Genomic DNA, 24,404 nt, shown 5'->3' on the forward strand with positions numbered 1-24,404 from the left:
CTGGTTGCGGGTGATCAGGCTGCGCTTGACCAGGTCCTGCAGGTGCTGGTCCAGGATGTCCGGCACATCGTCCAGTACCTTGTAATGGCCTGCAATGGCGACCAGTTCCGCATGGAAATCGCGGCAGAAAATGCGTGCCGCGGTGTTGCCCTGGGCCCCTGCCAGCGCGCGGCCGCGCAGGGTCCCGTAGATATGGATGCTGCCGTCGGCGATGACCTCGGCACCTGCGCCGACGGTGGCCATCACGGTCAGGTCGCAGTTTTCCGCATACAGCTGCTGGCCCGAACGCACGTTGCCCAGCTGCATGCGGCCCGGCTGCGGTGCGGCGGCGTCGGCCGCCTTGCCGACCGGCGTGGCCGGTGCCGGCTCGGCCTTGGCCGCACGGCGCGGCGCGGGGGCCGGCGGCGGCGGGGCCGGTTCGGCCTCGGCGCGCTCGTACTGTGCGCGGAACTTGGCCAGCAACGGCAGGCCCAGCTGCTGCGAAAGCAGGTCGACCGCCGAGGTGCCGTAGGCCAGCGCCACCGGCAGCACGCCGGCGCTGCGCAGGCCGTCCACCAGTGCCTGCGCGGTGGACGCGTCGGGCACCTGGCTCAGGCCGCCGAAATCGAGGATGACGGCCGCGCGGCCGAACAGCTTCGGCGCCCGGTTCACGCGTTCCTGCATTTCCTGCACGAGGCGTTGGACATCAAGGGTACGGATGCGCAGGTTGGCAATGCCCACCTGGCCGATCTTCAGTTCACCGGCCTGTTCGTAATCGAAATTCACCGCCACGCTCAGGTCCCCGTCGGCCGCTGTGCATCTACCGGCAGCTGCCGGTCACGCGCCCATGCCACGTCCGGCAGCTTGCCGCCGTAGGTGTCCTTCACCCACGGATAGCTGCACAGTTCCTTGGCCAGCATGCTGGCCCGCACGTCCACGTGCGGCATGGTGTTCTGGCCCAGCTCGCGGAAGCCGAAGCTGCCGTGGAAGAGCAGCGCAGCGTCGGCGCCGTGGTCCAGGAACACCTCGCAGGTCATCTGCGGGTAGCGCAGCTCGGCAAAGCTCTGCGCATCGGCATAGAACGCACGGCCGACGCCACCGCCGCGGCGGCGGCTGGCGACCACGATGCGGTCGATGTAGAAGAAAGGGGTGTCCAGCTGCTGCTTGAACCAGGCGAAGTTGCTGCTGTCGTGCTGGCTGTCGCTGCCGAAGCCGATCAGGAAGCCGGCCAGGTTGCCGTCGCGCTCGGCGACGCGGAAATACTCAGCGGTTTCGTAGAACAGGCGCAGGCGCGCGGCATCCAGCGGAAGGATGGCCAGGCCAGCATTGTTGTTCAACGCCAGGACGGAATCGAGCTCGTGCTCGCGCACGTCGCGGATGACAATCGACATTGTGACTCCGTGGGGTAACGCGGTTGGTCCATCAACGGACCCTGCGCACGATTATTGCATGCCTAGAGCGGGCTGCGGCATGAACAGGGGGCAGGCAGGCATGACTTCCGTGGGAGTGCAGCAGGCCGTGTTCGACCGTAGAGTGCTGGCATGTTGGGAGTCCTCAGCCATACACGTGTCCTGCGCCTGGCCGGCCTGTTTACCTGGGTCATGGTCGGCCTGCCCCTGGCCTATTCGCAGATCGAGAACCTGCATGCCCGTGCCGACATGGGCGGCTGGGCGGTGCTGCTGTTCCTGTCCTACCTGTCCTTCGGCGCCGCCTACTACTGGTTGACCCGCTCGCTGCGCAGCGACAGCCATACCACATGGCTGGACCGTGGCCTGCTGCTGCTGCTCACGGCATCCGCGCTGGGGGTCAGCTTCCTCAGCGGCTCGGGCCTTGGCAGCATCCTGATGATGGTCGCCGCCGGCGTCATTCCGTGGATGCTCTCGGTACGGCTGGGCGTGCTGTGGCTGCTGGTCAGCCAGCTGGCGGTCGCGCCGGTCTATTACGTGCTGCTGCGCTTCCCGCTGTTCGAGGCGGTCATGCAATCGCTGTTGTACGGCGGATTTTCCATGTTCATCTTCGTGACCAGTCTGGTGGCGCGGCAGCAGACCGAAGCCCGCGACGAGCAGCGGCGGCTGAACGCCGAACTGCGTGCGACCCGCGCCCTGCTGGCCGAGAGCGCGCGGGTCAACGAGCGCACCCGCATCTCGCGCGAACTGCACGATGTGCTGGGGCACCAGCTGACCGCGCTGACCCTGAACCTGGAAGTAGCCGGGCACCTGGCCAGCGGCCAGGCCCTGGAACACGTCAAGCGCTCGCACACCCTGGCCAAGCTGCTGCTGGGCAACGTGCGCGAGGTCGTCAGCCAGCTGCGCGAGACCGGCGCCATCGACCTGGCCGCGGCGCTGCGTCCCCTCACCGAGAACGTACCTTCCCTGGACATCGTGCTGGACGTGGAGGAGCGGCTGAACGTGGAAGACCCGCAGCGCGCTCACGTTCTGCTGCGCTGCACCCAGGAGATCATCACCAACGCCGTGCGCCACGCACAGGCCCGCCACTTGTGGATCCGGGTGTACCGCGAGGCGCCCGGGCAGGTGGTGGTGGAGGCCAGCGACGACGGCGTCGGTGCGGAAATGGTCAACGTGGGCAATGGCTTGCGCGGCATGCGCGAACGCCTGCAACAATGTGGCGGCCAGCTGCAGGTGGACACCCACCCCGGCGATGGCTTCCGCCTGCGGGCCACGGTACCGGCGACGGTGCTGGCGGCCCTCACCGAGGTTCCTGAAGGAGTGCGTTGATGATTCGCGTCTGCCTGGTCGATGACCAAACCCTGGTGCGGCAGGGAATCCGCTCCCTGCTGGCGCTCGACGACGGCATCGAGGTGGTGGCCGAGGCCGCCGATGGCCGACAGGCGGTGGAACTGGTGCCGCAGGTGCGTCCGGACGTGGTCCTGATGGACATGCGCATGCCGGTGATGTCCGGGCTGGAGGCGCTGCAGATGCTCTCGCGCCAGGAGCAGCTGCCGCCGACCATCATCCTGACTACCTTCGACGACGATCAGTTGGTGCTGGCCGGGCTGAAGGCCGGTGCCAAGGGCTATCTGCTCAAGGACGTCACCCTGGAGCAGCTGGTGGGCGCCATCCGTACCGTGGCCGACGGTGGCTCGCTGGTGCAGCCGGCAGTGACCCAGCGCCTGCTGTCGGGCCTGGAGCACATGCGCAATGATTTCGTCAGCCTGGACCGGCCGGACCCGCTGACCGACCGCGAGACCGAGATCCTGCGGCTGATGGCCAGCGGTTTCTCCAACAAGGAGATCGCCAATTCGCTGGGGGTTGCCGAGGGGACCATCAAGAACCACGTGTCCAACATCCTTTCCAAGCTGGGGGTGCGCGACCGTACCCGCGCCGTGCTGAAGGCGTTCGAACTCCAGCTGGTCTGAGAAAAGTCCTTTTGCGACAATGGTTTGGGTAAAAGTCCCGGTGCCGGGGCGGGACGCCCCTCTACATCCAGGGGGGCTGGATGCGTTACCCTTGAAAATCTTTGTCCATACAAATACGCAGCCGGCACGGAAACCGGTGCGCCAATCCGATAAACAATGCCTGCGAAGCCTGCTAGGATTGGCGCTTCGCTTCAATCAACCCGGCCGTGGGATCGGCCCCGGAGACTCTCTGAATGACCCGTATTATCGAGTTCCTGATCGCCTTGGGGATCGTGGCTGGCCTGTTCGTCATTATTGGCGTCTGTCTGCCGGGCGAGCGTCACATCACCGAAAGCATCGAGACCAACCGCAAGATGACGATCGTGTACGACACGGTCAACAGCCTGCGCCGCTTCAAGGACTGGAACCCGCTGGTACTGCGCGATCCCGCCGTTGACCTGAAGCTGTCCGGCCCGGCCTCCGGCGTCGGTGCCACCCTCGACTTCTCCTCCAAGGACCTGGGCAACGGTTCCTGGAAGATCACCGAGTCGGAAGAAAACAAGCGTGTGGTGATCGCCATCGAAGACCCGACCAAGGGTCACGACAAGGTCAGCACCTTCACCCTGGAGCCGACCGGCAAGGGTGGCCGTAACGTCAAGATCACCCAGGATTACTCGGTGAAGTACGGCTTCGACCTGTTCGGCCGCTACGCCGGCCTGTATGTCAGCCGCCAGATCGGCGACGACATCAAGATGGGCCTGTCGCGCATGGCGAACATGCTGGCCACCGTGCCGAACGTCGACTACCGCACCGCCGAAGCCCCGCTGACCGATCTGGCCATCGTGGAGGTCCCGGCGGAAGACCTGCTGCTGGTCAACGCCGGTAACGTCGACCGCGGCCAGGACACCATCACCAAGTCCATCAAGGACAACCAGGAGTGGATCAAGCGCGTGATGGAGGCCAATGGCCTCGAAGCCGCTGGCCCGTTCCGCATCATCACCACCGATTTCGGTGCTGAGAAGTACGCCTTCGACATCGCCCAGCCGGTGAAGAAGAAGGGTGCCGAAGGCGCTGGCGCTGAGGAACTGAGCGTAAAGATCGACGGTGGTGCACCGGTCAAGTACGTCCGCGTTGCCCCGCACCGCTCGGCTCACGCGGCCTACACCGGCCACATGGCTGGCCTGGACATCGCCCGCAACGCACTGCGCGCCTGGGCTGTGACCAACGGTTCGGAAGTGGTTGATCGTCCGTACGAATCCTGGAATGGCGGTCTGGACAAGTCGTTCACCCAGGACGGTACCTACGACATCTACTGGGCCGTCAAGTAAGCCCCGGCTGACCCATGTAGTGCTGGACACGAAACGCGCCGCTTCCTGCGGCGCGTTTTTTTTTGATCTACGCCCTGCGGGGCGCTGCGCAAGGAGCAGTCATGTTCAATCCGGAACGACGCGCGCGTAAGCCGTCACTGCTGGCCTGCCTGGGGGCGTTGTTGGCGGCGGCCTCCATTGGCCTGTCCGCCTATGCTGCGCACGGCGTGGCCGAGCCGCTGGCCCAGCAGCACCTCAACATGGCGGCGCTGTATGCCTTCGCCCATGGTGCGGTGCTGCTTGCGCTGGGCCCGCGCGCACAGGGCGCCATTGCCCATCTGGGGATGTACGTGCTGCTGCTGGGCGTGCTGCTGTTCTCCGGCAGTCTGGCCGGTGCTGCGTTGTGGCAGTGGCCAACCCGCCTGGCACCGGTCGGTGGCACCACGCTGATGGCAGGATGGGTGCTGCTGGCGATCAATGCGCTGAGGCGCTGAACGCCGTTGGGGCCAGGGCCGCCGGGCATGGCCCGGCGCTACCGGGTCAGCGTGAGCTGTGTAGAGCCGAGCCCACGCTCGGCTGCTTTTGATCGGCGCAGCGAAGGAGCCGAGCGTGGGCTCGGCTCTACAACCCGTCCGTCCCGCGCCAGATCAGCGTGAGCCGTTCCAGCACCAGTGCCACGGCTCGTAGACGATGCCGTGCGGGTTGTCGCGTGGGTAGCTGAGGTTGAAGCCGTGTGCGCCCGCGTGCGCCTGCAGCCAGGCAAACGCCTCGGTCGCTTCGAAGGTCTCCTCGGCCGGGGCATCGCCTGGCGTGCCGATGTCCAGTGCGTGGCCGCTGTGGTGTTCGCTGAAACCCGGTGCTGCATTGACCTTGAGAATCTCGGTCACGCTCAGTCCCCGCGCGCGCTTCCGTTCGAAGATGCCCAGCTGGTAGGCATGGCTGCGGAAGCCGGAGATCGCATCCAGTGCCACGCCATCACGCGCGGCGTGCAGGCGCATGCGCCGCCAGCCCCGCGCAGCGCCGCGGCGCAGCCACAGGGGACGGCCGAAGCGGTCGCGGCCGGCAGAATGCAGCACGCAGGGTTCGGCTTCCAGCGCCAGGCCGCTGCCCTGCGCGTACTGCTGCGCATCCAGGCCCAACTGCTGCAGGCGCTGCTGCAGGCCGGCCAGCGGCAGCCACTGTGCATCCAGCGTCGCGGCAAAGGGCCGCGCATCGGCACTGCCGTCCAGCAGCGCCAACGCCGCTTCGACGCCGGGTTCGCGCGGCAGGTGTGGCACCAGCGAGTGCACACCCTGTGCCAGCACGGCGGCCAGGTAGCGGCCATCGCGCTTGCGGCGCAGCACCCAGCGCGCACGCGCCAGCAGGCGCGCATCCAGGTTGCTGCGCGCGCGCAGCAGGGGGGCTGGCCACAGTTCCACGGCCTCGGTGTTGATCAGCAGGGGGGCATGACGGTGCATGCCCGCAGCTTACTGCGGTGGTGCGGCGGCAGCCACCTTGCGCAGTGCCTCCAGCAGGGCCTGCGGGCGGTCCATGCTGAGCAGCAGGGTGCTGCCGCCGCGTACCGGAATGACCAGGGTGTGCTGACGGTCGGTGACCAGTGCAAACCCCTTGCCGCCGCCCTGCAGCCGGAAGTGACCGGAATGGAAGCCCGGCATCGAATAGCCATTGGTCTTGAAGCGCAGGCCATAGCGGCGGTCGCGGCCAACGTCGATCACCTCGGCCTGGTCCAGCTGCATCTGCGCCACCGGCGTGCGCCGACGGTACAGGGTCGAGCGTACGTCCAGCACATTGCTATCAAGGGTCACCCGACGGCGGAAGAAACTGATGCCCAGGCCGGCGCCGATCAACACGAGCACTGCCAGGCTCCAGGCGGCACTGCCCCACATACGGAAAAACGGCGGTGACAGGGTGATCTCCATCCACGGCGCGTCGGCCGGCGCATGCTCCAGTTCGGCCCAGACGCAGAGCGCGAAGACCAGCAGCAGCGGGGCGAAGATCCACAGCACGCGCAGCGGCGAGCTTTCGGCAACATCGAACGCGCGCGGATCGCTGCCGCTCATCGCTGTGCCTCCACCCAGCGGGCCACATCGGCAATCAGGGTCGCGTCGACGTGTCCCGCTTTGCTGTACTCCTGCAGCGAGCTGGGGCCGCTGCCGGCCACACCGATATGGTTGAGGGCAGGGTAGGTCTGCCACTGCACGTCCTTGTCATCGTCCAGCGCCTGCTTCCATAGCTGCCAGTCTGCATCGGGCACCTGGAAGTCGCGGCCACCGTGCAGCATGAGCAGCGGCTTGTGCAGCGCCTGCGCGTCAGCCCGCGCGTTGATCGCCTCGATGCTCTTCCAGAAGGTCTGCGGCACGCCCAGCGGCAGTTCGCTGGCGGCGACCGGTGCGCTGCCGCGCGCAGCGGCGATCTGCGCGTCGAGCTTGTCCAGGAAAGCCTGTTCTGTTGCGCTGATGTCACCGTCCAGGCTGAGCAGGTAGCGGTTCTGTTCGGGCAGCAGTTCCAGCAGGGTACGCGCCGGCGCCGCCCACAGAATCGCGCCACGCGCCTGTGGCCAGCGGCTGGCGATGCGCGGTGCCAGCATGCCGCCCTGGCTGTGGCCGAGCACGAACACACGGCCGCCATCGATGCGTGGGTTGGCCGCCAGCGCAGTCAGCGCGGCTACCGCGTCGTCTGTGGTTTCATCATCGACGGTGAAGGTGCCGCTCTGGAAATCCTGCGGGCGGGCGAAGGTGCGTTTGTCATAGCGCAGTACGGCAATGCCCTGTGCGGCCAGGCCGCGGGCGATATCCAGGAACGGGCGGCTGCCGCCAATGGTTTCGTCGCGGTCCTGCGGCCCGGAGCCGTGCACCAGCAGCACCGCCGGGAAGGGGCCCTTGCCTCTGGGCAGGGCCAGTGTTCCCGGCAACGCGCCACGCGCCTGCGGCACGCTGAAATCGGTCTCGCTGTAGTCTGCGCCGGCTGCCGGCGGCGATGCCTTGGGCGGCGGGGCAGGGCGCAGCATCAGCCCGGCAATCCTGTCCTGCGCGTCCACTGCCACCTGCGCGATCACCGCACCGCTGGCGAACTGCAGCGGCACTTCCACTACGTGCACGCCCTGCTGTTCGCTGCTGTGGGCGGTGCCGCGCTGCTTCAGCTCACCCAGTGACTGCCACAGACCCTGCAGTTTCCCGGCAGGGACAGCGGTGGCCATCTGCGGGGTGAACATCGCTTCGGCTTCGGCCATGCGGCCGGCCTGCAGGTGGTCCAGCAGCTGCGTGGCGACCTGCTGCGGCTCGGCGGCCAGGGTGCCGCTGCTGAAAGCGGCCAATGCAATGGCGAAGAAGGCAGGGCGCAGGCGCATGGTCACTGCTCCTTCTTGAAGACAAGCATCGCCGGGCGCAAAGGCGCCGGGATGATGATGTTGACCAGCTCCCAGCCCAGCTGTCCCTGGCGGCTCAGTTCAGCCTGGATGTCTTCCGGCCTCTGCACGCCCATCAACGACGTCTTCACTTCAACAGTCAGGTAGCTCCAACGCTTGCTCATTCCTTGTCCTCCGACGATGGCTTGGGTTTCGGCAGGCGTCCTGCCTTGCGCAGGGCGTCGCGCAGCACGTATTCGATCTGCGCGTTGAGGCTGCGCAACTCGTCGTCAGCCCAGCGCTGCGCGGCGGCCAGGACATCGGCGTTGATGCGCAGCGGATAGGCTTTCTTCTCACTCATGCAAGCTCCTGGCGGGGCGGTGCAGCGCCCCGTTGCGAGGGTTCAGTACAGCGAACCAGCGTTGACGATCGGCTGGGTGCCGCGGTCCGAGCACAGCACCGTCAGCAGGTTGCTGACCATGTGCGCCTTGCGTTCTTCGTCCAGTTGCACCACCCCGTTCTTCTGCAGTTCGGCCAGGGCCATTTCGACCATGCCCACCGCGCCGGCGACGATGCGGGTGCGTGCAGCGATCACCGCGTTGGCCTGCTGGCGCTGCAGCATCGCCTGGGCGATTTCGGCGGCGTAGGCCAGATGGCTGATGCGCGCGTCGATCACCTGCACGCCGGCATCGGCCAGGCGCTCGGCCAGTTCGTTCTTCAGGTGCTGGGAAATCTCGCTGGCGTGGCTGCGCAGCGCCAGCTGTCCGTCCTCGTGCTGGTCATAGGGATAGCTGGTGGCCATCGCGCGCAGCGCCGATTCGGACTGGATGTGCACGAAGCTTTCGTAGTCGTCCACGTTGTAGACCGCTTCGGAGGCGTCGATCACCTGCCAGACGATCACTGCGGCGATCTCGATCGGGCTGCCGTCCAGCTCGTTCACCTTCAGCTTGCCGCTTTCGAAGTTGCGCACGCGCTGGCTGACCCGGCGCTTGCTGTAGAAGGGGTTGTTCCAGCGCAGGCCGTTGTCCTTGACGGTGCCCACGTACTTGCCGAACAGGCTCAGTACCGCCGCCTGGTTGGGCTGCACGGTGTACAGGCCGGCCAGCGCGAAGATGGCCAGCGCCGCGATCACGACCCCGCCGAACAGCATGAGCAGGTTCGGCGAGCCGGCAGTCGCCTTGGCCGCGACGCCGAGCACGAACAGCGCGCCTCCGGCCAGCGCAACCAGCAGGGCGCCGACCAGCGTACCCAGGCCGTTGAGGGAGGAGAGCGACTTCTCTTTCATGGCAGTACGTCCTTGAGGGTTCGGAAGAAAGATATCAAATTGATATCATCCTGCAAGTGCCGTTCGTCGGCTGCCCCGGGCAGACCGGCTAGAATGCCCACCCGCCTTCACATCGCTGCCGGACCCCCGCCATGGTCAAGCTTGGAACCCCGTTGTCCCCCTCCGCCACCCGTGTACTGCTGCTGGGCTCGGGCGAACTTGGCAAGGAAGTGGCCATCGAGCTGCAGCGCCTGGGCGTGGAGGTGATTGCCGCCGACCGCTATGCCGACGCCCCGGCCATGCAGGTCGCGCACCGCGCGCACGTGATAGACATGCTCGATGCGATGGCGCTGCGCGCGCTGATTGCGCAGGAGCAGCCGCACCTGGTGGTGCCGGAAATCGAAGCCATCCACACCGAAACGCTGGTGCAGCTGGAACAGGAGCAGGGCCTGCGGGTGATCCCGACCGCGCGCGCCGCGCGCCTGACCATGGACCGCGAAGGCATCCGCCGTCTGGCCGCTGAAACCCTGGGTCTGCCGACCTCGCCGTACCGCTTTGTCGATACCGAGGCCGAGTACCGCGCCGCCGTGGCGGCCATCGGCCTGCCGTGCGTGGTCAAGCCGGTGATGTCGTCCTCGGGCAAGGGCCAGAGCACCCTGCGCAGCGAAGCGGACATCGCCCCGGCCTGGGAGTACGCGCAGACCGGCGGCCGCGCGGGTGCCGGCCGCTGCATCGTCGAAGGCTTCATCGACTTTGATTACGAGATCACCCTGTTGACCGTGCGCCATGCCGGGGGCACTTCGTTCTGCGCGCCGATCGGCCACCTGCAGAAGGACGGCGACTACCGGGAAAGCTGGCAGCCGCAACCGATGTCCAGCGCCGCGCTGGCGCGCGCGGAAGAAATCTCGCGTGCGATCACCGACGACCTTGGTGGCTGGGGCCTGTTCGGGGTTGAGCTGTTCGTGAAGGGCGACGAGGTGTGGTTCAGCGAAGTCTCACCGCGCCCGCATGACACCGGCCTGGTGACCCTGGTGTCGCAGGAACTGAGCGAATTCGCCCTGCATGCGCGCGCCATCCTGGGCCTGCCGGTTCCGGTGATCCGCCAGAGCGGTCCGTCGGCCTCGTGCGCGTTGCTGGCGCATGGTGAAGGCGTGCCGTACTTCAACAACGTGGCGGCCGCACTGCAGGTGCCCGACACCGCCGTGCGCCTGTTCGGCAAGCCCAGCGTGCATGGCCACCGCCGCGTGGGCGTGACCTTGGCGCGCGCCGAAACCATCGACAAGGCACGTGCCATCGCGCGTGATGCCGCCGACGCCATCGGCGTCGAACTGCGCCCGTAAAAAGGTAGCGCCGGGCCATGCCCGGCGCGAACCGTCTGTAGGGCCGAGCCCACGCTCGGCTGCTTTTCTGAGGGCGGGACGCCACTGCGGTGCAGCCGAGCATGGGCTCGGCTCTACACCATCCCCAGCAGGGTGCGTGCGTCCGAGCAGAACGGAAAAAAGGGGCGGGGGAGCAGCCGAGCGTAGGCTCGGCTCTACAGGATCTGCAGCAGACCCAGCCGGTTACGGCTTCACATCCACCCACACCAGGTGATGGTCGCTGCCGTCGGCGATCTTCGCCTCCGGGCTTTCATTGGCCGGCCAGAAGATGCCGCTGCCGACGTAGTCGAAACCGGTCGAGGGCAGCACGTAGTCCAGGCGCATCGTGCCGGATTTCGGGCCGAAATCGCCGGTGGCATGGAACGGTGCACCCTTGCGCACGATGCCCTTGGCGGCATAGGCCAGGCTGGTCTGCTCGCCACCGATGCTGCGCGGGGTGGGGTAGCGCAGCACGCGCGGGTTCTCGATCAGGTTGACGATGGCATCGTGGCGGCCGTCGCCGTCCACCGGGTCGTTGTTCAGATCGCCGAAGATCACAAAGCGCGCATCCGGGGCCAGGCCGCCGCAGTGGCCCTTGTCATCACACAGCCAAGGCTTGTCGCCAGCTGAGAGATATTCCTGCCACAGGCGCAGTTCGTCGTGGTTGCGCGCGGCGTTGCGCTTTTCCGGGCCATCGAACACCGGCGGCGTCGGGTGTGAGACCAGCGCATGCACCACGCCGGCCGGGGTCTTCACCGGCACGTCCCAATGCGACTTCGAGGACAGGCGCAGCTGCGACCACACCTGGTCGTTGTAGAAGCTCTTGCCGGTGCGCGGGTCCACCGGACGGATCGCGCCGGGCATCGCGCTCCACTTCAGCAGCTGGAAGCTGCGCACCTTGGCTTCGTCGATGGGGTAGCGCGACAGTACCAGCATGCCGTACTGGCCCGGGTGCAGGCCGTAGCCCCAGGCATCGTTGCCACGGCTGCGGCCTTCACCGCCGACCGTGCCGTTGCCGTCCAGGTCCAGGCCGCTGGGCACGCCGGTGTTGACCGGGGCCAGGTAGCGGTAGGCGAAGTGCAGCGGCTTGCCGCCGCCGGGCTGGGCCACTTCCAGATAGCGCTTCTGGAACAGATCGGCGGCGCGATGGGCGTCGTCGAAGTCGAATTCGTTCAGCAGCACCAGGTCCGGGCGCACCTGCTGCAGCACCGCGGCGATCTTGCGCGCGTGCTCGCTGTCGCCTTCCAGCTCCTTGATCAGGCCGCCGGCATCATCCGAATACAGCGACGTGTTGTAGGTGGCCAGGCGCAGCGTCGAGGACGGCTTGTCGGTCATCGCAGGGGATTTGGCAAGAGCGGGGGCGCTGGCGCCGCAGAGCAGGGCCAGGGCGAGGATCAGGGGATGGCGGCGGATGCTGTTCATGGGCCGTATTGTGCACCCGGCCCGGTGTCAGCGGTTTGTCAGCGTCCGTCCAGATCACTGTCGAAATCATGCCAGCGGCGGCCGTCGTAGGCCTCCAGCGGACGGTAGCGGCGCTTGTAGTCCATCTTCAGGTGGTCACGGATCCAGTAACCCAGGTACACGTGCGGCAGGCCCTCGCGACGGGCCCACTCGATCTGCTGCAGGATGGCGAAGGTGCCCAGCCCGCGGGCCGCCTGGTCCGGGTCGAAGAAGGTGTAGACCGCTGACAGCCCGTGTTCGGTTACGTCGGTCACCGCCACCCCCAGCAGCTGGCTGGGCTGGCCGTCGTGGCCGGGCAGGCGCATCTCCAGGAAACGGGTATGCGACCAGCTGCCGATCAGGAACTGCTCGAATTCGTGCGGGCCGTGGTCATCCATGCCGCCGTTGGCATGGCGGTGGGTCAGGTAGCGGTGGTAGAGGTCGAACAGGTCCTGGCGGGGCATGGCGGCGGTGATGCGCACTTCCAGGTCGGCATTGCGCGCGGCGCAACGGCGCTGGCTGCGGTCGGCGGCAAAGCGCGCCACCGGAATGCGCACGGCCACGCAGGCATGGCACTGCGCGCAGTGCGGGCGGTAGACCAGATCCCCACTGCGGCGGAAGCCCCAGCTCAGGGCCAGCGGGTACAGTCCGCCCAAGCGGCGATCCTGCGGGTCGAGCACCAGATCGCGCGCCACCCGGTCCGGCCAGTACCCACAGGGGTGCTCGCCGGTCTGGAACAGCCGCAGTTCGTCGTCTCTGTCGCCGTGGATCGCCATGTGCACAGCATAGCCCCAGCGTGTCGCAATGGCCGCGACTGTCCGCCGGATGAACGGAACCGGCAGCGGCGTCAACCGATGTCGCGCACGGGCGTTGTTGTCTCCCGAGGGTGAAGTGTTCACCCCGACGCAATCCCTACCAGGAGTGACTCCATGATCCGTACCCCTCTGCTGCTGGCCCTGCTGCTGGGCACCTCCGCCACCGGCATCGCGCTGGCCGCCGATACCCCGGCCTCGCCGAACGTCCCGGCGCAGCGTCATGCCAAGCTGGACACCAATGGCGATGGCGTCATCGACCGCAGCGAAGCCGCTGCCAACCCGCGCCTGGCGGCGAAGTTCGACGAACTGGACAAGAACAAGGACGGCAAGCTGTCGCGTGACGAGCTGCCGCGCTGGAAGCATGGCCGTCGTGGTGGCCCCGGTGCCTGGATGGCCAAGCTGGACGTGAACAAGGATGGCCGCATCAGCCGTGAGGAAGCCAAGGCCGACCCGCGCCTGGCAGCCCGCTTCGACCAGCTGGACGTCAACAAGGACGGCTACCTGGACAAGGCCGACCGCGAGCTGCGCATGAAGCAGCACCGCGATGCCTGGTTCGCCGCCGCCGACACCAACAAGGACGGCCAGCTGAGCAAGGCCGAGTTCGATGCTGCCAAGGGCCCGATGCACGGTGGCCCGCGCCATGGCGGCCCGCGTGATGGCAATGCACCGAAGCCGCCGCGCTGAACCCTGCTGCTGTGAACAACGACAACGCCGGCCTCGTGCCGGCGTTGTCCGTTACAGGCGCCCGTGCTGCATCAGCGAATAGGCCACCAGGCCGATCACGAAGACATTGGCCCCGATGATGCCTGTGCGGCCATACATCGATTCGAACTTCCAGTTGGTTCCACTGTGCCCGCGTCTGGCCGAGTCGCGCGCGATCATGGGGGCCATCAAGCACTGCAGTGGCACCAGGCACTGGTAGTTGACCACCCCCAGACCCAGTGCGAGCAGCACCAGCTGGCCCCAGACCGGCACCTGCAGGACGACCGCCACCAGGATTGCCAGGCACCAGACCAGCCCGGTTCCCGTGTTGAGGCGAACGAAGTTCCGTACCTGCGCGCGCTCGCCGTCTGTATCGGTGTACGACATCAGGAAGCGGGCGCCGAGGTAGCTGCCGATTGCACCGCCGATGACACCACCGGCGATGGCACCCCAGCTTTCGGCCGGCACGACGTGCAGCTGCCCCAGCGTAGCGGTCAGCGAACCCAGTGCAGTACCCCCGGCCGCACTGACGCCCCCCAGGCCCAGCTTGCTGCCGCCCACGCCCACCCCGGCACCCAGCAGGATGGCCGCACTGGCCGTGCCGGGTGCTGCGATCATCACCATCGACACCACCGTGGTGGCGAACGCGGCGCTGGGTGCACTGCGGCGGGCGAATTCTCCGAAACGCTGCAGCAGGCCGTCGCGCACCTGCGCCCGCGCGCGCGACAGGCGCTTGCGTACGGCGGCGTCGCTCAGGCCCAGCAGGTCGGCCACCTGCTGCGACCGCTGGCCCTCGCGGTAGTAGAGCAGCAGCACTTCGCGGCTGTCAGTGGGCAGGGCCGAGATGATGTCCTCGGCGGCCACTTCTTCTTCCAGCCGCTGCAGACGGTCGGGCGCGCCGGGTGTCGGGTCGGCGGCCATGCCCAGGGCAACTTCGGCAGCGTCACCGGTCAAGGGGCGGCCACGCTGCGCGCGCAGCCAGTCGCGAGCCAGATTGCGGGTGATCTGCCGCAGCCAGGGCAGGAAACTGGTGGCGCTGCGCAGCTGGTGCAGCTGCTGCCAGCCTTTGACGAAGGCTTCCTGGGCAATGTCTTCGCTGGCCTGGCGGTCGCCGGTGATGGCCAGGGCAATGGCGGTGACCGTGTTCTGGCAGGCCAGTACGATGCGCCCATAGGCATGCTGGCAGCCGCCACTGGCCGCCGGCAGCTCGCGTTCCAAGGTCTCATCGATGGTTGCAGCGAAGGTCGTCATGGCGGCAGCTCCTGCTGGGATTGTGTCCCAGGACGGAGCCGCGCGCCCGATGTGACCCAAAAAAGGGACGGAGGGGATTAAGTCGTTTGTGCCACAAACGACTTAATCCCCTCCGTCCCCTTTTTTGTGCAGGTCGTTACGTGGACGGCTGGATGCGGACGCGGACTTCTTCTTCTTCCGGTGCGGTCTGCGGGGCGGGTTGCGTCTGCTGCGGCTGGGCCTGCGGGGCCGGGGCCGGGGCCGGGGCCGGGGCCGGTGCTGCAGGTGCCGGGGCGCCACGGTGGCGCAGGCCGATCACCAGCGCCACGCCGGCGATCACCACCAGCAAGGCGATGCGGATGCGCCAGGCCCAGCTGCGGCCGCCACCACCCGTTTCCTGCATGTCGCGGAAGGCGAATTCGGCCGTGGGGTGGTCGCGGCGGGTGGTATCAAGCAGGCGTGCGTCACGCAGGATCTCGCGCGCACGCGGCTGGTCGTCGGCGCGCACGATCCACACCGCCGGGTACCCCTGGCTGTTGCCCAGATCGGTATAGCTGAACTGGCCACGTCGCCGGGTCTTGTACGAACGCCCATTGGTGACCTTCACCTCGATGCCATGGCTGCGCAGCAGCTCGGCCACGCCCTCGACGGTTTCCACGCGCTGGCTGCTGAAAATCTGGCGCATTGTTTACTCCTTGGCCGGCACGGCGGCAGCGGCATCCTGGTCCGGCACCACGCGGATCAGGCCTTCCTGGGCGGTGCTGGCCACCAGCACGCCGTCACGGGTGAAGAACTGGCCGCGGGCCAGTCCGCGCGAATCCTGCGCACTGGGGCTGTCCAGCGAATACAGCAGCCAATCGTCAGCGCGGAACGGGCGGTGGAACCAGATCGCGTGATCCAGCGAGGCCATCTGTACGTGCGGGTGGTAGTAGCTGATGCCGTGCGGGAAGGTGGCCGTGCCCAGCAGGTGGAAGTCAGATGCGTAGGCCAGCAGCGCCTGGTGCAGTTCGGGCGCATCGCCCACCGGCTCGCTCAGTCGCAGCCACACCTGGTGGTAGGGCGGGCGCTTGGGCGGGTTCAGTTCGTCACGCGGGTAAACGTGGCGGAACTCGAACGGGCCGCCACGCGAGAGCCAGCGCTGCACCTTGATCGGCAGCCGTTCCAGCACTTCGGCCGGCAGCGGACGGTTCGGCTCGATATCCTCCGGCTGCGGCACTTCGGGCATCTTGTGCTGGTGCTGGGCACCGGCCTCGGCCTGCTGGAACGAGGCCGCGCAGAAGAAGATCACCTTGCCGTGCTGGATCGCGGTGACCCGGCGCACGGAGAAGCTGCCGCCATCGCGGGTGCGGTCCACGTCATAGACAATGGGGTGGTCGATGTTGCCGGCGCGCAGGAAGTAGGCGTGCAGCGAATGCACGTGGCGGCCGTTGTCGACCGTGGCCTGGGCCGCGGCCAGCGCCTGGCCCAGCACCTGCCCACCGAACACGTACTTGGTGCCGATGTCGCGGCTCTGCCCGCGGAACAGGTTGTCCTCCAGCCGCTCCAGGGTGAGCAGGTCGATCAGCTCGGAGACGACGGGTTCGGGCGTGTCGTTCAAGGGGGGGCAGCCACAGCAGTGAAGAAGGCCCGATTATACCGGTGCCGGCCTGCGCACCGTCGGTAGTGCCGGCCGTTGCCCGGCAGCTTCGCGGTCTTTCAGGAACGCGTGTGATTGCCGGCCAGCGGCCGGCACTACCGTTTACTTGCCCAGGCGGGCGGCCAGCGCCTGCAGCGCGTTCTGCGCATCCGGGGCGAACCAGGCTTCAACGAAACGGTCCAGCTGGATCAGGTCCGGGTGCAGGGCTTCGTGCAGGTCGGCGCGGGCCACTGCGCGGGTCAGCAGCATCGGCTGGCGCGGTTGCCTGAGCAGGTTCTGCAACCAGGCAATGGCGCGTGGCACCACCAGCTCGCCCTCGGCCAGCTCATCCACCAGGCCGATCTGCAGCGCCTGTTCGGCCGGCACCAGCGCGCCGGTGCTGAGCAGGATGCTGGAACGGTGCACGCCCACCGCGCGGCGCAGCAGGCGCTGGATGCCTTCCGGCGCCACCAGGCCCACCTGGACTTCGTTCAGGCCGATGGCATACGGGCGGGCCGGGTCGGCACTGCGCGCCATCACCCGGTAGTCGCAGCACAGCGCCAGCACGCAGCCGCCGGCCGGTGCATGACCGGTCAGGGCCGCCACCACCGGAATACGGCTCTCGGCTACGCTGCGCACCGCGCCGAAGAACGCGTTCCAGCTGTCCAGCAGCTTGTGCCTGTCATCGCCGTGGGACAGCAGGTGCGGCACGTCCATGCCACCGGTGAAGATACGCTCGCTGCCTGACAGCACGATGCCGTGTGCGTCCTCGGCCATGGCCAGTTCGATGGCGTGGATCAGCTGCCGGCACAGTTCGGTGTCCAGTGCGTTGACCGGTGGCCGCGCCAGGCGCAGTTCACGGATGGGGCCATGGTTGATCACCTCGATGAGCGTCGTCATGCTGCAGTCTCGTTGCGGACAGGAATCTGAGGCGATGATAACCAAACCATTCGTTGGCGTATTGTTGCTGCTGTGTGCGGGCGCAGCATCGGCGGCGACCGCCATGCCGGCCTGCGTCACCGTGCAGCAGGGCTGGGTGCGGCTGCCGCCGAACCCCGCGATGGCGATGACTGCCGGCTACGGTGTGATCCACAACGGCTGCGCCAACGCGGTGACCATCACCGGTGCGCGCAGCGCCAGTTTTGGCGACGTATCGCTGCACGAAACCACGATCATTGATGGGGTCAGCCGGATGCGCGAGGTTGAACGCCTGCCGTTGGCGCCGGGCGCACGCGCCGAGCTCAAGCCCGGTGGCCTGCACCTGATGCTGATGGAGGGCAGGGGCGCCCTGAAGGAGGGCCAGGCGGTGCCGCTGCAGCTGCAGCTGGAATGCGGTGGTGAAGCGAGTACGACGTTGATGGTGCGCAAGGCCGCACCGTAACGCGTCGCCCGGCATGGCCACGGTATCTACGAAGCGCAGTATCCGGTAGCGCCGGGCCATGCCCGGCGGGGTTTACGACCAGTCGTAGGTGAACAATACGGTGCGGCTCACCGGTTCGTAGAACATCACAATCGCGTCAGCACCGGCGGCGCACCAGCGGTAGGCGGCCACACTGGCGACATGGAAGAACGGCTGGTCGTCGCGGGTGATGCGGATGCCATCGTCGGGCAGGTGGTCGCTGCTGTTGCGGAAGTGCAGATTGCCGCGCTGGGTGGTGCCGGCGAGGTCTTCGATCACGAAGGCAGACGGAATGCGTGTGTACCCGGTCCAGTTGCCGAACCAGATCGGGCCGCCCAGCTGGTCCAGCCATGCCTGTTCCTCCGGTTCGCCATCGCCGTAGCGCGAGACACTCGCCAGGCAACCGTGCTGCTGGAAGTGCGCCTTGGCCTGGTCATGGCTGTCGCGCATCTCGGCCACGTGTGCACGTGCGTCTTCATCATCCGCCGCATCGCCCAGGAAGTACGCCTCGTTGCCGAGGAAGCGCATCTCGTTGCCGGCGGTCAGTTCGAAGGCGATCCAGTTGGTGCCGGTGAAATCGTTGTGGTGTTCTTCGGTGGTTTCGCCGATGCAACCGTCATAGGGCTCGATCGGGCACAGCATCGTCGCGACCTGGCCGGCCAGTCCAGGCCGCAGTACGCCCAGATCGATCTTCAGCAGCGGCAGAAGGTGCTGGCCCAGCCAGGCCTGGTCGTCGGGAAAGACGCCAGTGGGGAAGGCGACCATGCCGGGCAGCAGGTCGCGCAGTTCATTCTGGTGGATCATCTCAGTCCTTTGAACGATGTCGGTAGTGCCGGCCGCTGGCCGGCAACCTCATGATGTATCCGGCATGCCGGCCAGCGGCCGGCACTACCTTCAGGTCGAGGCGCTGCGGATCGCGTCCGGCAGCGGTGCGCTCCTGCCCGTCCGCGTATCCATCCACACCACCACTACGTTGCCATCCGAATACAGCTTCGTATCGTCCTGCTGGTCGACGATGCGGTGGCCGATGGTCACGCTGCTGTTGCCCAGGCGCTCGACGAACAGCTCGACAATGATGTCGTTGGGCCACACGATCGGCAGCCGGTAGTTCACGTTGGTGGCGGCCACGACCGGGGCGATGCGGTCGGTCATGGAAACGCCTTCCACCCCCAGCATCCAGCGCACGCGCGCTTCTTCCAGGTAGGAAATGTACTTGGCGTTGTTGACGTGGCCCATGCTGTCCATGTCACGCCAGCGCACGCTGATCGGGATGCGGGCCAGGATCTTGTGTTCGCTGCTCATCAGGCGTCCTTCTTCTTCGTCGTGCTCTTGCTGGCCTTGCCGGTGCTCTTGGCGGCCACGGCCTTCTTTGCCACCTTGGCGGGCTTTTCAGGCTTCACCTTGCGCGGCGGGCGTGCGTCGGGCTTGTTGGCCACGGCGGCCGGTTGTTCCGGTCGCGCGCGGGTGGAGGGCAGCATGCGCGCCAGGAACTGGCCGGTGTACGACTGCGGGCAGGCGGCCACGTCTTCCGGCGTGCCGGTCACCAGGATGGTGCCACCGCGGTGGCCGCCTTCCGGGCCCAGGTCGACAATCCAGTCGGCGGTCTTGATGACGTCCAGGTTGTGCTCGATCACAACCACCGTGTTGCCTTCGTCGCGCAGCTTGTGCAGCACGCCCAGCAGCGCTTCGATATCGTGGAAGTGCAGGCCGGTGGTCGGCTCGTCCAGGATGTACAGGGTGCGCCCGGTATCGCGGCGCGACAGTTCCTTGGACAGCTTCACGCGCTGCGCTTCACCGCCGGACAGCGTGGTCGCGCTCTGGCCCAGCTTGATGTAGCTCAGGCCGACGTCCACCAGCGTTTCCAGCTTGCGGGCGATGGACGGTACCGGCTCGAACAGCTTCAGGGCATCTTCGACGGTCATTTCCAGCACGTCGTTGATGTTGTAACCCTTGTAGAGGATCTCCAGCGTTTCACGGTTGTAGCGCTTGCCGAGGCAGACGTCGCAGGGCACGTACACGTCCGGCAGGAAGTGCATCTCGACCTTGATCAGGCCATCGCCCTGGCAGGCCTCGCAGCGGCCGCCGCGCACGTTGAAGCTGAAGCGGCCCGGTGAATAGCCGCGCGCACGTGCTTCGGGCACCTGTGCGAACAGCTCGCGCAGCGGGGTGAACAGGCCGGTGTAGGTGGCCGGGTTCGAGCGCGGGGTACGGCCGATCGGCGACTGGTCGATATCCACCACCTTGTCGAACAGGTCCAGGCCATCGATCTCCTTGTACGGCGCGATCGGATGCGAGGAACCGTTGATCTCATTGGCGGCCAGCGAGAACAGGGTGTCGTTGATCAGGGTCGATTTGCCCGAGCCGGACACGCCGGTGACGCAGGTCAGCAGGCCGGCCGGAATCGACAGGTCCACGCCCTTCAGGTTGTTGCCGCTGGCCCCGCGCAGGTGCAGGGTCGACTTCGGGTTCGGCGTGTGCCGGCGTTCCGGAATCCTGATGGAGCGCTTGCCCGACAGGTACTGGCCGGTCAGCGAACGCGGCGCCTCCAGCAGATCCTGCAGCGTGCCCTGGCCGACGATCTCGCCGCCATGCACGCCCGCGCCCGGGCCGATGTCCAGCACGTAGTCGGCCAGGCGGATCGCATCCTCATCATGCTCGACCACGATGACCGTGTTGCCGAGGTCGCGCAGGCGGGTGAGGGTGCCCAGCAGGCGTTCGTTGTCGCGCTGGTGCAGGCCGATGGACGGCTCATCGAGCACGTACATCACGCCCACCAGGCCGGCACCGATCTGGCTGGCCAGGCGGATGCGCTGCGCTTCGCCGCCGGACAAGGTGTCGGCCTTGCGCTCCAGGGTCAGGTAATCCAGGCCGACGTCGACCAGGAAGCCCAGGCGTTCGCCGATTTCCTTGACGATCTTGGCGGCGATCTCACCGCGCCAGCCCGGCAGGCTCAGTTCGCTGAAGAACTTCAGGGCCTCATCGATCGGCAGCACCACCAGATCCGGCAGTGGACGGTCAGCCACGAACACGTTGCGCGCGGCCTTGTTCAGGCGCGCACCGTTGCATTCGGGGCAGGCGTGTTCACTGATGTACTTGCCCAGTTCTTCCTGCACCGCCGCCGATTCGGTTTCCTTGTAGCGCCGTTCCAGGTTGGGAATGATGCCTTCGAAGCGGTGCTTGCGCTGGGTGCGGCCCCCGGCTTCGGTGAAGTAGGTGAAGGTGATCGCCTCATCGCCGCTGCCGTACAGCACCGCCTTCTGTACCTTGGCTGGCAGCGAGTTCCAGGCAGCATCGACGTCGAACCTGTAGTGCTTGGCCAGCGAGGCGATCAGCTGGAAGTAATAGGCGTTGCGGCGGTCCCAGCCGCGCACGGCACCGGCGGCCAGCGACAGTTCCGGGTGCACCACCACGCGTGCCGGGTCGAAGAACTCGGCCATGCCCAGGCCATCGCAGCCGGGGCAGGCGCCCATCGGCGCATTGAAGGAGAACAGGCGCGGTTCCAGCTCGGGCAGCGAGTAATCGCAGACCGGGCAGGAGTACTTGGACGAGAACAGGGTCGGGGTGGCGTCGGCCGCGTCCAGGCTCTGCACCGAGGCCATGCCGTCGCCCAGCTTCAGCGCGGTTTCGAAGCTCTCGGCCAGGCGCTGCTTGATGTCCTCACGCGGGCGGAAACGGTCGATCACCGCTTCGATGGTGTGCTTCTGGCGCAGCGCCAGCGGCGGCACCGCGTCGATCTCATGCAGTTCGCCATCCACGCGTACGCGCACGAAACCCTGCGCGCGCAGCTGGTCGAAGACCTGCGCATGTTCGCCCTTGCGGTCGCGGATGACCGGTGCCAGCAGCATGTAGCGCTGTTCCGGGTCCAGGGTCAGCACCTGGTCGACCATCTGGCTGACCGTCTGCGCTTCCAGCGGGTAACCGTGGTCCGGGCAGCGCGGGGTGCCGACGCGGGCGTACAGCAGGCGCAGGTAGTCGTAGATCTCGGTGATCGTGCCGACGGTCGAGCGCGGGTTGTGCGAAGTCGACTTCTGCTCGATCGAAATGGCCGGGGACAGGCCTTCGATGTGGTCCAGGTCCGGCTTTTCCATCACGCTCAGGAATTGCCGTGCATAGGCCGACAGCGACTCGACGTAGCGGCGCTGGCCTTCTGCATAGATGGTGTCGAACGCCAGCGAAGACTTGCCCGAGCCGGACAGGCCGGTGATCACGATCAGCTTGTCGCGGGGCAGGTCGAGGTCGATGTTCTTGAGATTGTGCGTCCGCGCGCCGCGGATGCGGATGAAATCCATCGCCATGGGGGATCCGGTTATGGGGGGCGTTGGCTGGGTGCCGGGCCAGCAGGGGGACGGCAATCGGTCAGCCTACCGAGGTGACCAGATGGGGGCAATGGGCGACAATGCCAGCCGGCTGTCTCACCTTGTGAGACCACGCGACAGCTTTGTGTAGAGCCGAGCCATGCTCGGCTGCCTGACCCCGAACCGTTCAGCCCGGCATGGCTGGGCTCCACAGGGGGGCGAGGAGGGCCGTCCAGGGGTTGACTTGACCCGCGCCCGCTGATCTGCGTACAATCCCGCTTCTGTTCGCCCTCGAAGGCGGCAGTCCATAGGCCACAATAACTACAAAGGAAGTCTGGTCATGTACGCAGTACTGGTCACCGGCGGTAAGCAATACCGCGTGGCGCAGGGCGAAAAGCTCCGCGTCGAAAAGCTCGAAGCCGACGTCGGCAGCGAGATCAAATTTGACAAAATCCTGATGCTGGGCGACAGCGACGGCGTGAAGCTGGGCGATGCGCTGAAGGGCGCCGCCGTCACCGCCAAGGTCCTGTCCCAGGGTCGTGCTGACAAGGTCCGGATCATCAAGTTCCGTCGCCGCAAGCACCACATGAAGCGTCAGGGTCACCGTCAGTACTACACCGAAATCGAGATCACCGGCATCGCCGGCTAAGCATCAGGAGAAGCAGTCATGGCACATAAAAAGGGCGTAGGCTCCTCGCGCAACGGTCGCGACTCCAACCCGAAGTACCTGGGCGTCAAGATCTTCGGCGGCCAGTCCATCGAGGCGGGCAACATCATCGTGCGTCAGCGCGGCACCCAGTTCCACCCGGGTTCGGGCGTCGGCCTCGGCCGCGACCACACCCTGTTCGCCCTCGTGGACGGCAAGGTGGAGTTCTCGGTCAAGGGCGCCAAGAAGCGTCGTACCGTCAGCATCGTCTCGGCCGACGCCTGATCCAGGCATCGCCGGCGCCCATGCCTCGGCATGGCTGTGCTGGATGAAGAGCACGCTGCATGGAGAGCCCCGCTTCGGCGGGGCTTTTCGTTAGAGTGAACGCAAGACCGGCCAGGCCGGGTTGCCGGCCCGCGGTCGGCATGACATTCAAGGCGGCGGCACCCAGGCCGCGCCCATCGCAGGCATCGAAACAATGAAACTGGTAGACGAAGCAGAAATCGAAGTGTTCGCTGGCAACGGCGGCAACGGCTGCATTGGCTTCCGTCGCGAGAAGTTCATTCCGCTCGGCGGCCCGGACGGCGGCGACGGCGGTGCGGGCGGCAGCGTGTACATCCGCGCCGACGAAAACCTGAACACCTTGGTCGACTTCCGCCATGACCGCATCTTCAAAGCGCAGCGCGGCGAGAACGGCATGGGCCGCCAGGCCTATGGCAAGGGTGGCGAAGACCTGACCATCACCGTGCCGGTCGGCACTGTGATCATCAACGTGGCCACTGACGAAATCATCGGCGACCTGACCCAGCATGGCGACCGCCTGCTGGTGGCGCAGGGCGGCCGTGGTGGCCTGGGCAACATGCACTTCAAGAGCTCGACCAACCGCTCGCCGCGCCAGGCGCTGCCGGGCGAGCCGGGCGAAGAGCGCACGCTGAAGCTGGAACTGAAGCTGCTGGCCGATGTCGGCCTGCTGGGCTTCCCCAACGCCGGCAAGAGCACCCTGATCCGCGCGGTGTCGGCGGCAACCCCGAAGGTGGCCGACTACCCGTTCACCACGCTGTACCCGAACCTGGGCGTGGTGAAGGTGGAGAACTATCGCAGCTTTGTCATCGCCGACATTCCGGGCCTGATCGAAGGTGCGGCCGACGGCGCCGGCCTGGGTGCGCAGTTCCTGCGCCATCTGCAGCGCACCCGCCTGCTGCTGCACCTGGTGGATATTTCCCCGATGGAAGGCGGCGTGGAGGGCATTTCCCCGGTCGAGCAGGTGCGTGCCATCGAGCGCGAACTGGAAAAGCACGATCCGGAGCTGCTGCAGAAGCCGCGCTGGCTGGTGCTGAACAAGGCTGACCTGATGTTCGAGGACGAGGCCAAGGCCGCGGCCGAGCAGATCGTGGCCGAGCTGGGCTGGAAGGAGCCGTGGTTCCTGGTCTCGGCGCTGGGTCGCGAAGGCACCTTCCCGATCATGAGCCGGATCATGGCGTTCTTTGATCGCCAGAAGGAAGATGAGCTGGAGGCGGCCCGCAACGCGTAACGATGGCGTTGTGGTTCCGCGCGAAAAACCCGGCTGCGGCCGGGTTTTTTGTTGTGGTAGTGCCGGCCGCTGCCGACCAGCACCCACCGGAACAGTTTGTCGTTGCGGGCATCACGCGCATCGCG

General features: G+C 66.8%; 27 protein-coding genes. 10 read left to right on the forward strand and 17 right to left on the reverse strand.

Going from position 1 to position 24,404, the window contains the following annotated elements; genetic code table 11:
• Together minC and ACQKDV_RS09330 are read right to left on the reverse strand one after the other, a co-directional pair.
• The coding region (minC, locus tag ACQKDV_RS09325; RefSeq protein ID WP_427783478.1) for a septum site-determining protein MinC at positions 1-771 on the reverse strand (771 nt) is incomplete at its 3' end.
• A 2-nt stretch (positions 772-773) separates the two neighbouring features.
• Entirely contained in the window at positions 774-1,370 is a 597-nt protein-coding gene (locus ACQKDV_RS09330) for a GNAT family N-acetyltransferase (protein WP_427783479.1), read from the reverse strand.
• A 150-nt stretch (positions 1,371-1,520) separates the two neighbouring features.
• Here ACQKDV_RS09330 and ACQKDV_RS09335 point away from each other — a divergent pair, with 150 nt between their 5' ends.
• The 4 genes from ACQKDV_RS09335 (at position 1,521) to ACQKDV_RS09350 (ending at position 5,135) form a co-directional block, all read left to right on the forward strand.
• Positions 1,521-2,714 carry a sensor histidine kinase gene (locus tag ACQKDV_RS09335; protein ID WP_427783480.1) on the forward strand — a complete coding sequence of 398 codons (1,194 nt, stop codon included), beginning with the start codon at positions 1,521-1,523 and terminating at the stop codon, positions 2,712-2,714.
• Positions 2,714-3,355, forward strand: coding sequence for a response regulator (locus ACQKDV_RS09340; RefSeq protein ID WP_427783481.1), 642 nt, complete (start codon positions 2,714-2,716; stop codon positions 3,353-3,355). The genes ACQKDV_RS09335 and ACQKDV_RS09340 overlap by 1 nt, the downstream gene beginning before the upstream one ends.
• 233 nt (positions 3,356-3,588) lie before the next feature.
• Positions 3,589-4,662 carry an SRPBCC family protein gene (locus ACQKDV_RS09345; RefSeq protein ID WP_427783482.1) on the forward strand — a complete coding sequence of 358 codons (1,074 nt, stop codon included), beginning with the start codon at positions 3,589-3,591 and terminating at the stop codon, positions 4,660-4,662.
• 101 nt (positions 4,663-4,763) lie between these two features.
• Positions 4,764-5,135 (forward strand): DUF423 domain-containing protein, encoded by a 372-nt coding sequence (locus ACQKDV_RS09350; RefSeq protein WP_427783483.1) that lies wholly within the window; start codon positions 4,764-4,766, stop codon positions 5,133-5,135.
• A 153-nt stretch (positions 5,136-5,288) separates the two neighbouring features.
• Here the strand turns inward: ACQKDV_RS09350 and ACQKDV_RS09355 are convergent, their stop codons facing one another.
• The 6 genes from ACQKDV_RS09355 to ACQKDV_RS09380 are packed head-to-tail and all read right to left on the reverse strand — an operon-like array spanning position 5,289 to position 9,269.
• Positions 5,289-6,098, reverse strand: coding sequence for a M15 family metallopeptidase (locus tag ACQKDV_RS09355; protein WP_427783484.1), 810 nt, complete (start codon positions 6,096-6,098; stop codon positions 5,289-5,291).
• A 9-nt stretch (positions 6,099-6,107) separates the two neighbouring features.
• Positions 6,108-6,701: a PH domain-containing protein gene (locus tag ACQKDV_RS09360; protein WP_427783485.1), complete on the reverse strand. Its 594-nt coding sequence runs from the start codon at positions 6,699-6,701 to the stop codon at positions 6,108-6,110.
• Positions 6,698-7,987, reverse strand: a complete 1,290-nt coding sequence (locus ACQKDV_RS09365; protein ID WP_427783486.1) for an alpha/beta fold hydrolase — start codon at positions 7,985-7,987, stop codon at positions 6,698-6,700. Before ACQKDV_RS09365 ends, ACQKDV_RS09360 begins: the two co-directional genes overlap by 4 nt.
• 2 nt (positions 7,988-7,989) lie before the next feature.
• The gene (locus ACQKDV_RS09370) at positions 7,990-8,169 is read right to left on the reverse strand and encodes a DUF4177 domain-containing protein (RefSeq protein ID WP_427783487.1); all 180 of its coding nucleotides are present in this window, start codon (positions 8,167-8,169) and stop codon (positions 7,990-7,992) included.
• Complete coding sequence (locus ACQKDV_RS09375; protein WP_079221055.1) at positions 8,166-8,345, reverse strand: Arc family DNA binding domain-containing protein; 180 nt, start codon at positions 8,343-8,345, stop codon at positions 8,166-8,168. Before ACQKDV_RS09375 ends, ACQKDV_RS09370 begins: the two co-directional genes overlap by 4 nt.
• 42 nt (positions 8,346-8,387) lie before the next feature.
• Complete coding sequence (locus tag ACQKDV_RS09380) at positions 8,388-9,269, reverse strand: SPFH domain-containing protein (RefSeq protein ID WP_427783488.1); 882 nt, start codon at positions 9,267-9,269, stop codon at positions 8,388-8,390.
• A gap of 131 nt (positions 9,270-9,400) precedes the next feature.
• On the opposite strand from ACQKDV_RS09380, the gene purT reads away from it, so the two are divergent.
• Positions 9,401-10,588, forward strand: coding sequence for a formate-dependent phosphoribosylglycinamide formyltransferase (gene purT / locus ACQKDV_RS09385; protein ID WP_427783489.1), 1,188 nt, complete (start codon positions 9,401-9,403; stop codon positions 10,586-10,588).
• A gap of 222 nt (positions 10,589-10,810) precedes the next feature.
• On the opposite strand, the gene ACQKDV_RS09390 is transcribed toward purT, so the two are convergent.
• Positions 10,811-12,028 (reverse strand): endonuclease/exonuclease/phosphatase family protein, encoded by a 1,218-nt coding sequence (locus ACQKDV_RS09390; protein WP_427783490.1) that lies wholly within the window; start codon positions 12,026-12,028, stop codon positions 10,811-10,813.
• A gap of 38 nt (positions 12,029-12,066) precedes the next feature.
• Entirely contained in the window at positions 12,067-12,822 is a 756-nt protein-coding gene (locus ACQKDV_RS09395) for an arginyltransferase (RefSeq protein ID WP_427783491.1), read from the reverse strand.
• Between the two features lie 153 nt (positions 12,823-12,975).
• Between ACQKDV_RS09395 and ACQKDV_RS09400 the strand changes: the two genes are divergently transcribed.
• Positions 12,976-13,545 carry an EF-hand domain-containing protein gene (locus ACQKDV_RS09400; RefSeq protein ID WP_427783492.1) on the forward strand — a complete coding sequence of 190 codons (570 nt, stop codon included), beginning with the start codon at positions 12,976-12,978 and terminating at the stop codon, positions 13,543-13,545.
• 51 nt (positions 13,546-13,596) lie between these two features.
• Here ACQKDV_RS09400 and ACQKDV_RS09405 read toward each other — a convergent pair whose 3' ends face one another.
• The 4 genes from ACQKDV_RS09405 to ACQKDV_RS09420 form a co-directional block, all read right to left on the reverse strand.
• A complete protein-coding gene (locus ACQKDV_RS09405; RefSeq protein ID WP_427783493.1) occupies positions 13,597-14,814 on the reverse strand; it encodes an RNA polymerase sigma factor in 1,218 nt (405 codons plus the stop codon).
• 136 nt (positions 14,815-14,950) lie between these two features.
• The gene (locus ACQKDV_RS09410; RefSeq protein WP_427783494.1) at positions 14,951-15,478 is read right to left on the reverse strand and encodes a pathogenicity-like protein; all 528 of its coding nucleotides are present in this window, start codon (positions 15,476-15,478) and stop codon (positions 14,951-14,953) included.
• Positions 15,479-15,481: 3 nt separating this feature from the next.
• Positions 15,482-16,390: an acyl-CoA thioesterase II gene (gene tesB, locus ACQKDV_RS09415; protein ID WP_427783495.1), complete on the reverse strand. Its 909-nt coding sequence runs from the start codon at positions 16,388-16,390 to the stop codon at positions 15,482-15,484.
• Positions 16,391-16,531: 141 nt separating this feature from the next.
• A complete protein-coding gene (locus tag ACQKDV_RS09420) occupies positions 16,532-17,308 on the reverse strand; it encodes an enoyl-CoA hydratase/isomerase family protein (protein ID WP_427783496.1) in 777 nt (258 codons plus the stop codon).
• A 34-nt stretch (positions 17,309-17,342) separates the two neighbouring features.
• On the opposite strand from ACQKDV_RS09420, the gene ACQKDV_RS09425 reads away from it, so the two are divergent.
• On the forward strand, positions 17,343-17,789 hold the full coding sequence (locus ACQKDV_RS09425) for a copper chaperone PCu(A)C (protein WP_427783497.1): 447 nt from the start codon (positions 17,343-17,345) through the stop codon (positions 17,787-17,789).
• Positions 17,790-17,861: 72 nt separating this feature from the next.
• Here ACQKDV_RS09425 and ACQKDV_RS09430 read toward each other — a convergent pair whose 3' ends face one another.
• The 3 genes from ACQKDV_RS09430 to uvrA form a co-directional block, all read right to left on the reverse strand.
• Positions 17,862-18,611, reverse strand: coding sequence for an enolase (locus ACQKDV_RS09430; RefSeq protein WP_427783498.1), 750 nt, complete (start codon positions 18,609-18,611; stop codon positions 17,862-17,864).
• A gap of 90 nt (positions 18,612-18,701) precedes the next feature.
• Positions 18,702-19,109: an acyl-CoA thioesterase gene (locus ACQKDV_RS09435; protein WP_427783499.1), complete on the reverse strand. Its 408-nt coding sequence runs from the start codon at positions 19,107-19,109 to the stop codon at positions 18,702-18,704.
• Positions 19,109-22,102, reverse strand: coding sequence for an excinuclease ABC subunit UvrA (gene uvrA / locus ACQKDV_RS09440; protein ID WP_427783500.1), 2,994 nt, complete (start codon positions 22,100-22,102; stop codon positions 19,109-19,111). The genes ACQKDV_RS09435 and uvrA overlap by 1 nt, the downstream gene beginning before the upstream one ends.
• Positions 22,103-22,442: 340 nt before the next feature.
• Between uvrA and rplU the strand changes: the two genes are divergently transcribed.
• From rplU to cgtA, 3 genes are all read left to right on the forward strand, one after another.
• Positions 22,443-22,751 (forward strand): 50S ribosomal protein L21, encoded by a 309-nt coding sequence (gene rplU / locus ACQKDV_RS09445; protein WP_427783501.1) that lies wholly within the window; start codon positions 22,443-22,445, stop codon positions 22,749-22,751.
• 18 nt (positions 22,752-22,769) lie between these two features.
• The gene (gene rpmA / locus ACQKDV_RS09450; protein WP_427783502.1) at positions 22,770-23,033 is read left to right on the forward strand and encodes a 50S ribosomal protein L27; all 264 of its coding nucleotides are present in this window, start codon (positions 22,770-22,772) and stop codon (positions 23,031-23,033) included.
• Positions 23,034-23,226: 193 nt separating this feature from the next.
• Positions 23,227-24,279, forward strand: a complete 1,053-nt coding sequence (gene cgtA / locus ACQKDV_RS09455) for an Obg family GTPase CgtA (RefSeq protein ID WP_108764437.1) — start codon at positions 23,227-23,229, stop codon at positions 24,277-24,279.
• Positions 24,280-24,404 lie beyond the last annotated feature (125 nt).

The sequence above is a fragment of the Stenotrophomonas sp. NPDC077659 genome, assembly GCF_050268705.1.
Lineage (GTDB): Bacteria > Pseudomonadota > Gammaproteobacteria > Xanthomonadales > Xanthomonadaceae > Stenotrophomonas.

Coding starts and splice junctions, on each gene's coding strand:
- ACQKDV_RS09345 (WP_427783482.1), top strand. CDS start 3,589: ATGACCCGTATTATCGAGTTCCTGATCGCCTTGGGGATCGTGGCTGGC.
- ACQKDV_RS09335 (WP_427783480.1), top strand. CDS start 1,521: ATGTTGGGAGTCCTCAGCCATACACGTGTCCTGCGCCTGGCCGGCCTG.
- ACQKDV_RS09375 (WP_079221055.1), bottom strand. CDS start 8,345: ATGAGTGAGAAGAAAGCCTATCCGCTGCGCATCAACGCCGATGTCCTG.
- ACQKDV_RS09410 (WP_427783494.1), bottom strand. CDS start 15,478: ATGCGCCAGATTTTCAGCAGCCAGCGCGTGGAAACCGTCGAGGGCGTG.
- ACQKDV_RS09430 (WP_427783498.1), bottom strand. CDS start 18,611: ATGATCCACCAGAATGAACTGCGCGACCTGCTGCCCGGCATGGTCGCC.
- ACQKDV_RS09380 (WP_427783488.1), bottom strand. CDS start 9,269: ATGAAAGAGAAGTCGCTCTCCTCCCTCAACGGCCTGGGTACGCTGGTC.
- ACQKDV_RS09400 (WP_427783492.1), top strand. CDS start 12,976: ATGATCCGTACCCCTCTGCTGCTGGCCCTGCTGCTGGGCACCTCCGCC.
- purT (WP_427783489.1), top strand. CDS start 9,401: ATGGTCAAGCTTGGAACCCCGTTGTCCCCCTCCGCCACCCGTGTACTG.
- ACQKDV_RS09435 (WP_427783499.1), bottom strand. CDS start 19,109: ATGAGCAGCGAACACAAGATCCTGGCCCGCATCCCGATCAGCGTGCGC.
- ACQKDV_RS09355 (WP_427783484.1), bottom strand. CDS start 6,098: ATGCACCGTCATGCCCCCCTGCTGATCAACACCGAGGCCGTGGAACTG.
- cgtA (WP_108764437.1), top strand. CDS start 23,227: ATGAAACTGGTAGACGAAGCAGAAATCGAAGTGTTCGCTGGCAACGGC.
- uvrA (WP_427783500.1), bottom strand. CDS start 22,102: ATGGCGATGGATTTCATCCGCATCCGCGGCGCGCGGACGCACAATCTC.
- ACQKDV_RS09420 (WP_427783496.1), bottom strand. CDS start 17,308: ATGACGACGCTCATCGAGGTGATCAACCATGGCCCCATCCGTGAACTG.
- rplU (WP_427783501.1), top strand. CDS start 22,443: ATGTACGCAGTACTGGTCACCGGCGGTAAGCAATACCGCGTGGCGCAG.
- ACQKDV_RS09405 (WP_427783493.1), bottom strand. CDS start 14,814: ATGACGACCTTCGCTGCAACCATCGATGAGACCTTGGAACGCGAGCTG.
- ACQKDV_RS09365 (WP_427783486.1), bottom strand. CDS start 7,987: ATGCGCCTGCGCCCTGCCTTCTTCGCCATTGCATTGGCCGCTTTCAGC.
- ACQKDV_RS09360 (WP_427783485.1), bottom strand. CDS start 6,701: ATGAGCGGCAGCGATCCGCGCGCGTTCGATGTTGCCGAAAGCTCGCCG.
- ACQKDV_RS09340 (WP_427783481.1), top strand. CDS start 2,714: ATGATTCGCGTCTGCCTGGTCGATGACCAAACCCTGGTGCGGCAGGGA.
- ACQKDV_RS09390 (WP_427783490.1), bottom strand. CDS start 12,028: ATGAACAGCATCCGCCGCCATCCCCTGATCCTCGCCCTGGCCCTGCTC.
- ACQKDV_RS09370 (WP_427783487.1), bottom strand. CDS start 8,169: ATGAGCAAGCGTTGGAGCTACCTGACTGTTGAAGTGAAGACGTCGTTG.
- ACQKDV_RS09350 (WP_427783483.1), top strand. CDS start 4,764: ATGTTCAATCCGGAACGACGCGCGCGTAAGCCGTCACTGCTGGCCTGC.
- ACQKDV_RS09425 (WP_427783497.1), top strand. CDS start 17,343: ATGATAACCAAACCATTCGTTGGCGTATTGTTGCTGCTGTGTGCGGGC.
- rpmA (WP_427783502.1), top strand. CDS start 22,770: ATGGCACATAAAAAGGGCGTAGGCTCCTCGCGCAACGGTCGCGACTCC.
- ACQKDV_RS09330 (WP_427783479.1), bottom strand. CDS start 1,370: ATGTCGATTGTCATCCGCGACGTGCGCGAGCACGAGCTCGATTCCGTC.
- ACQKDV_RS09395 (WP_427783491.1), bottom strand. CDS start 12,822: ATGGCGATCCACGGCGACAGAGACGACGAACTGCGGCTGTTCCAGACC.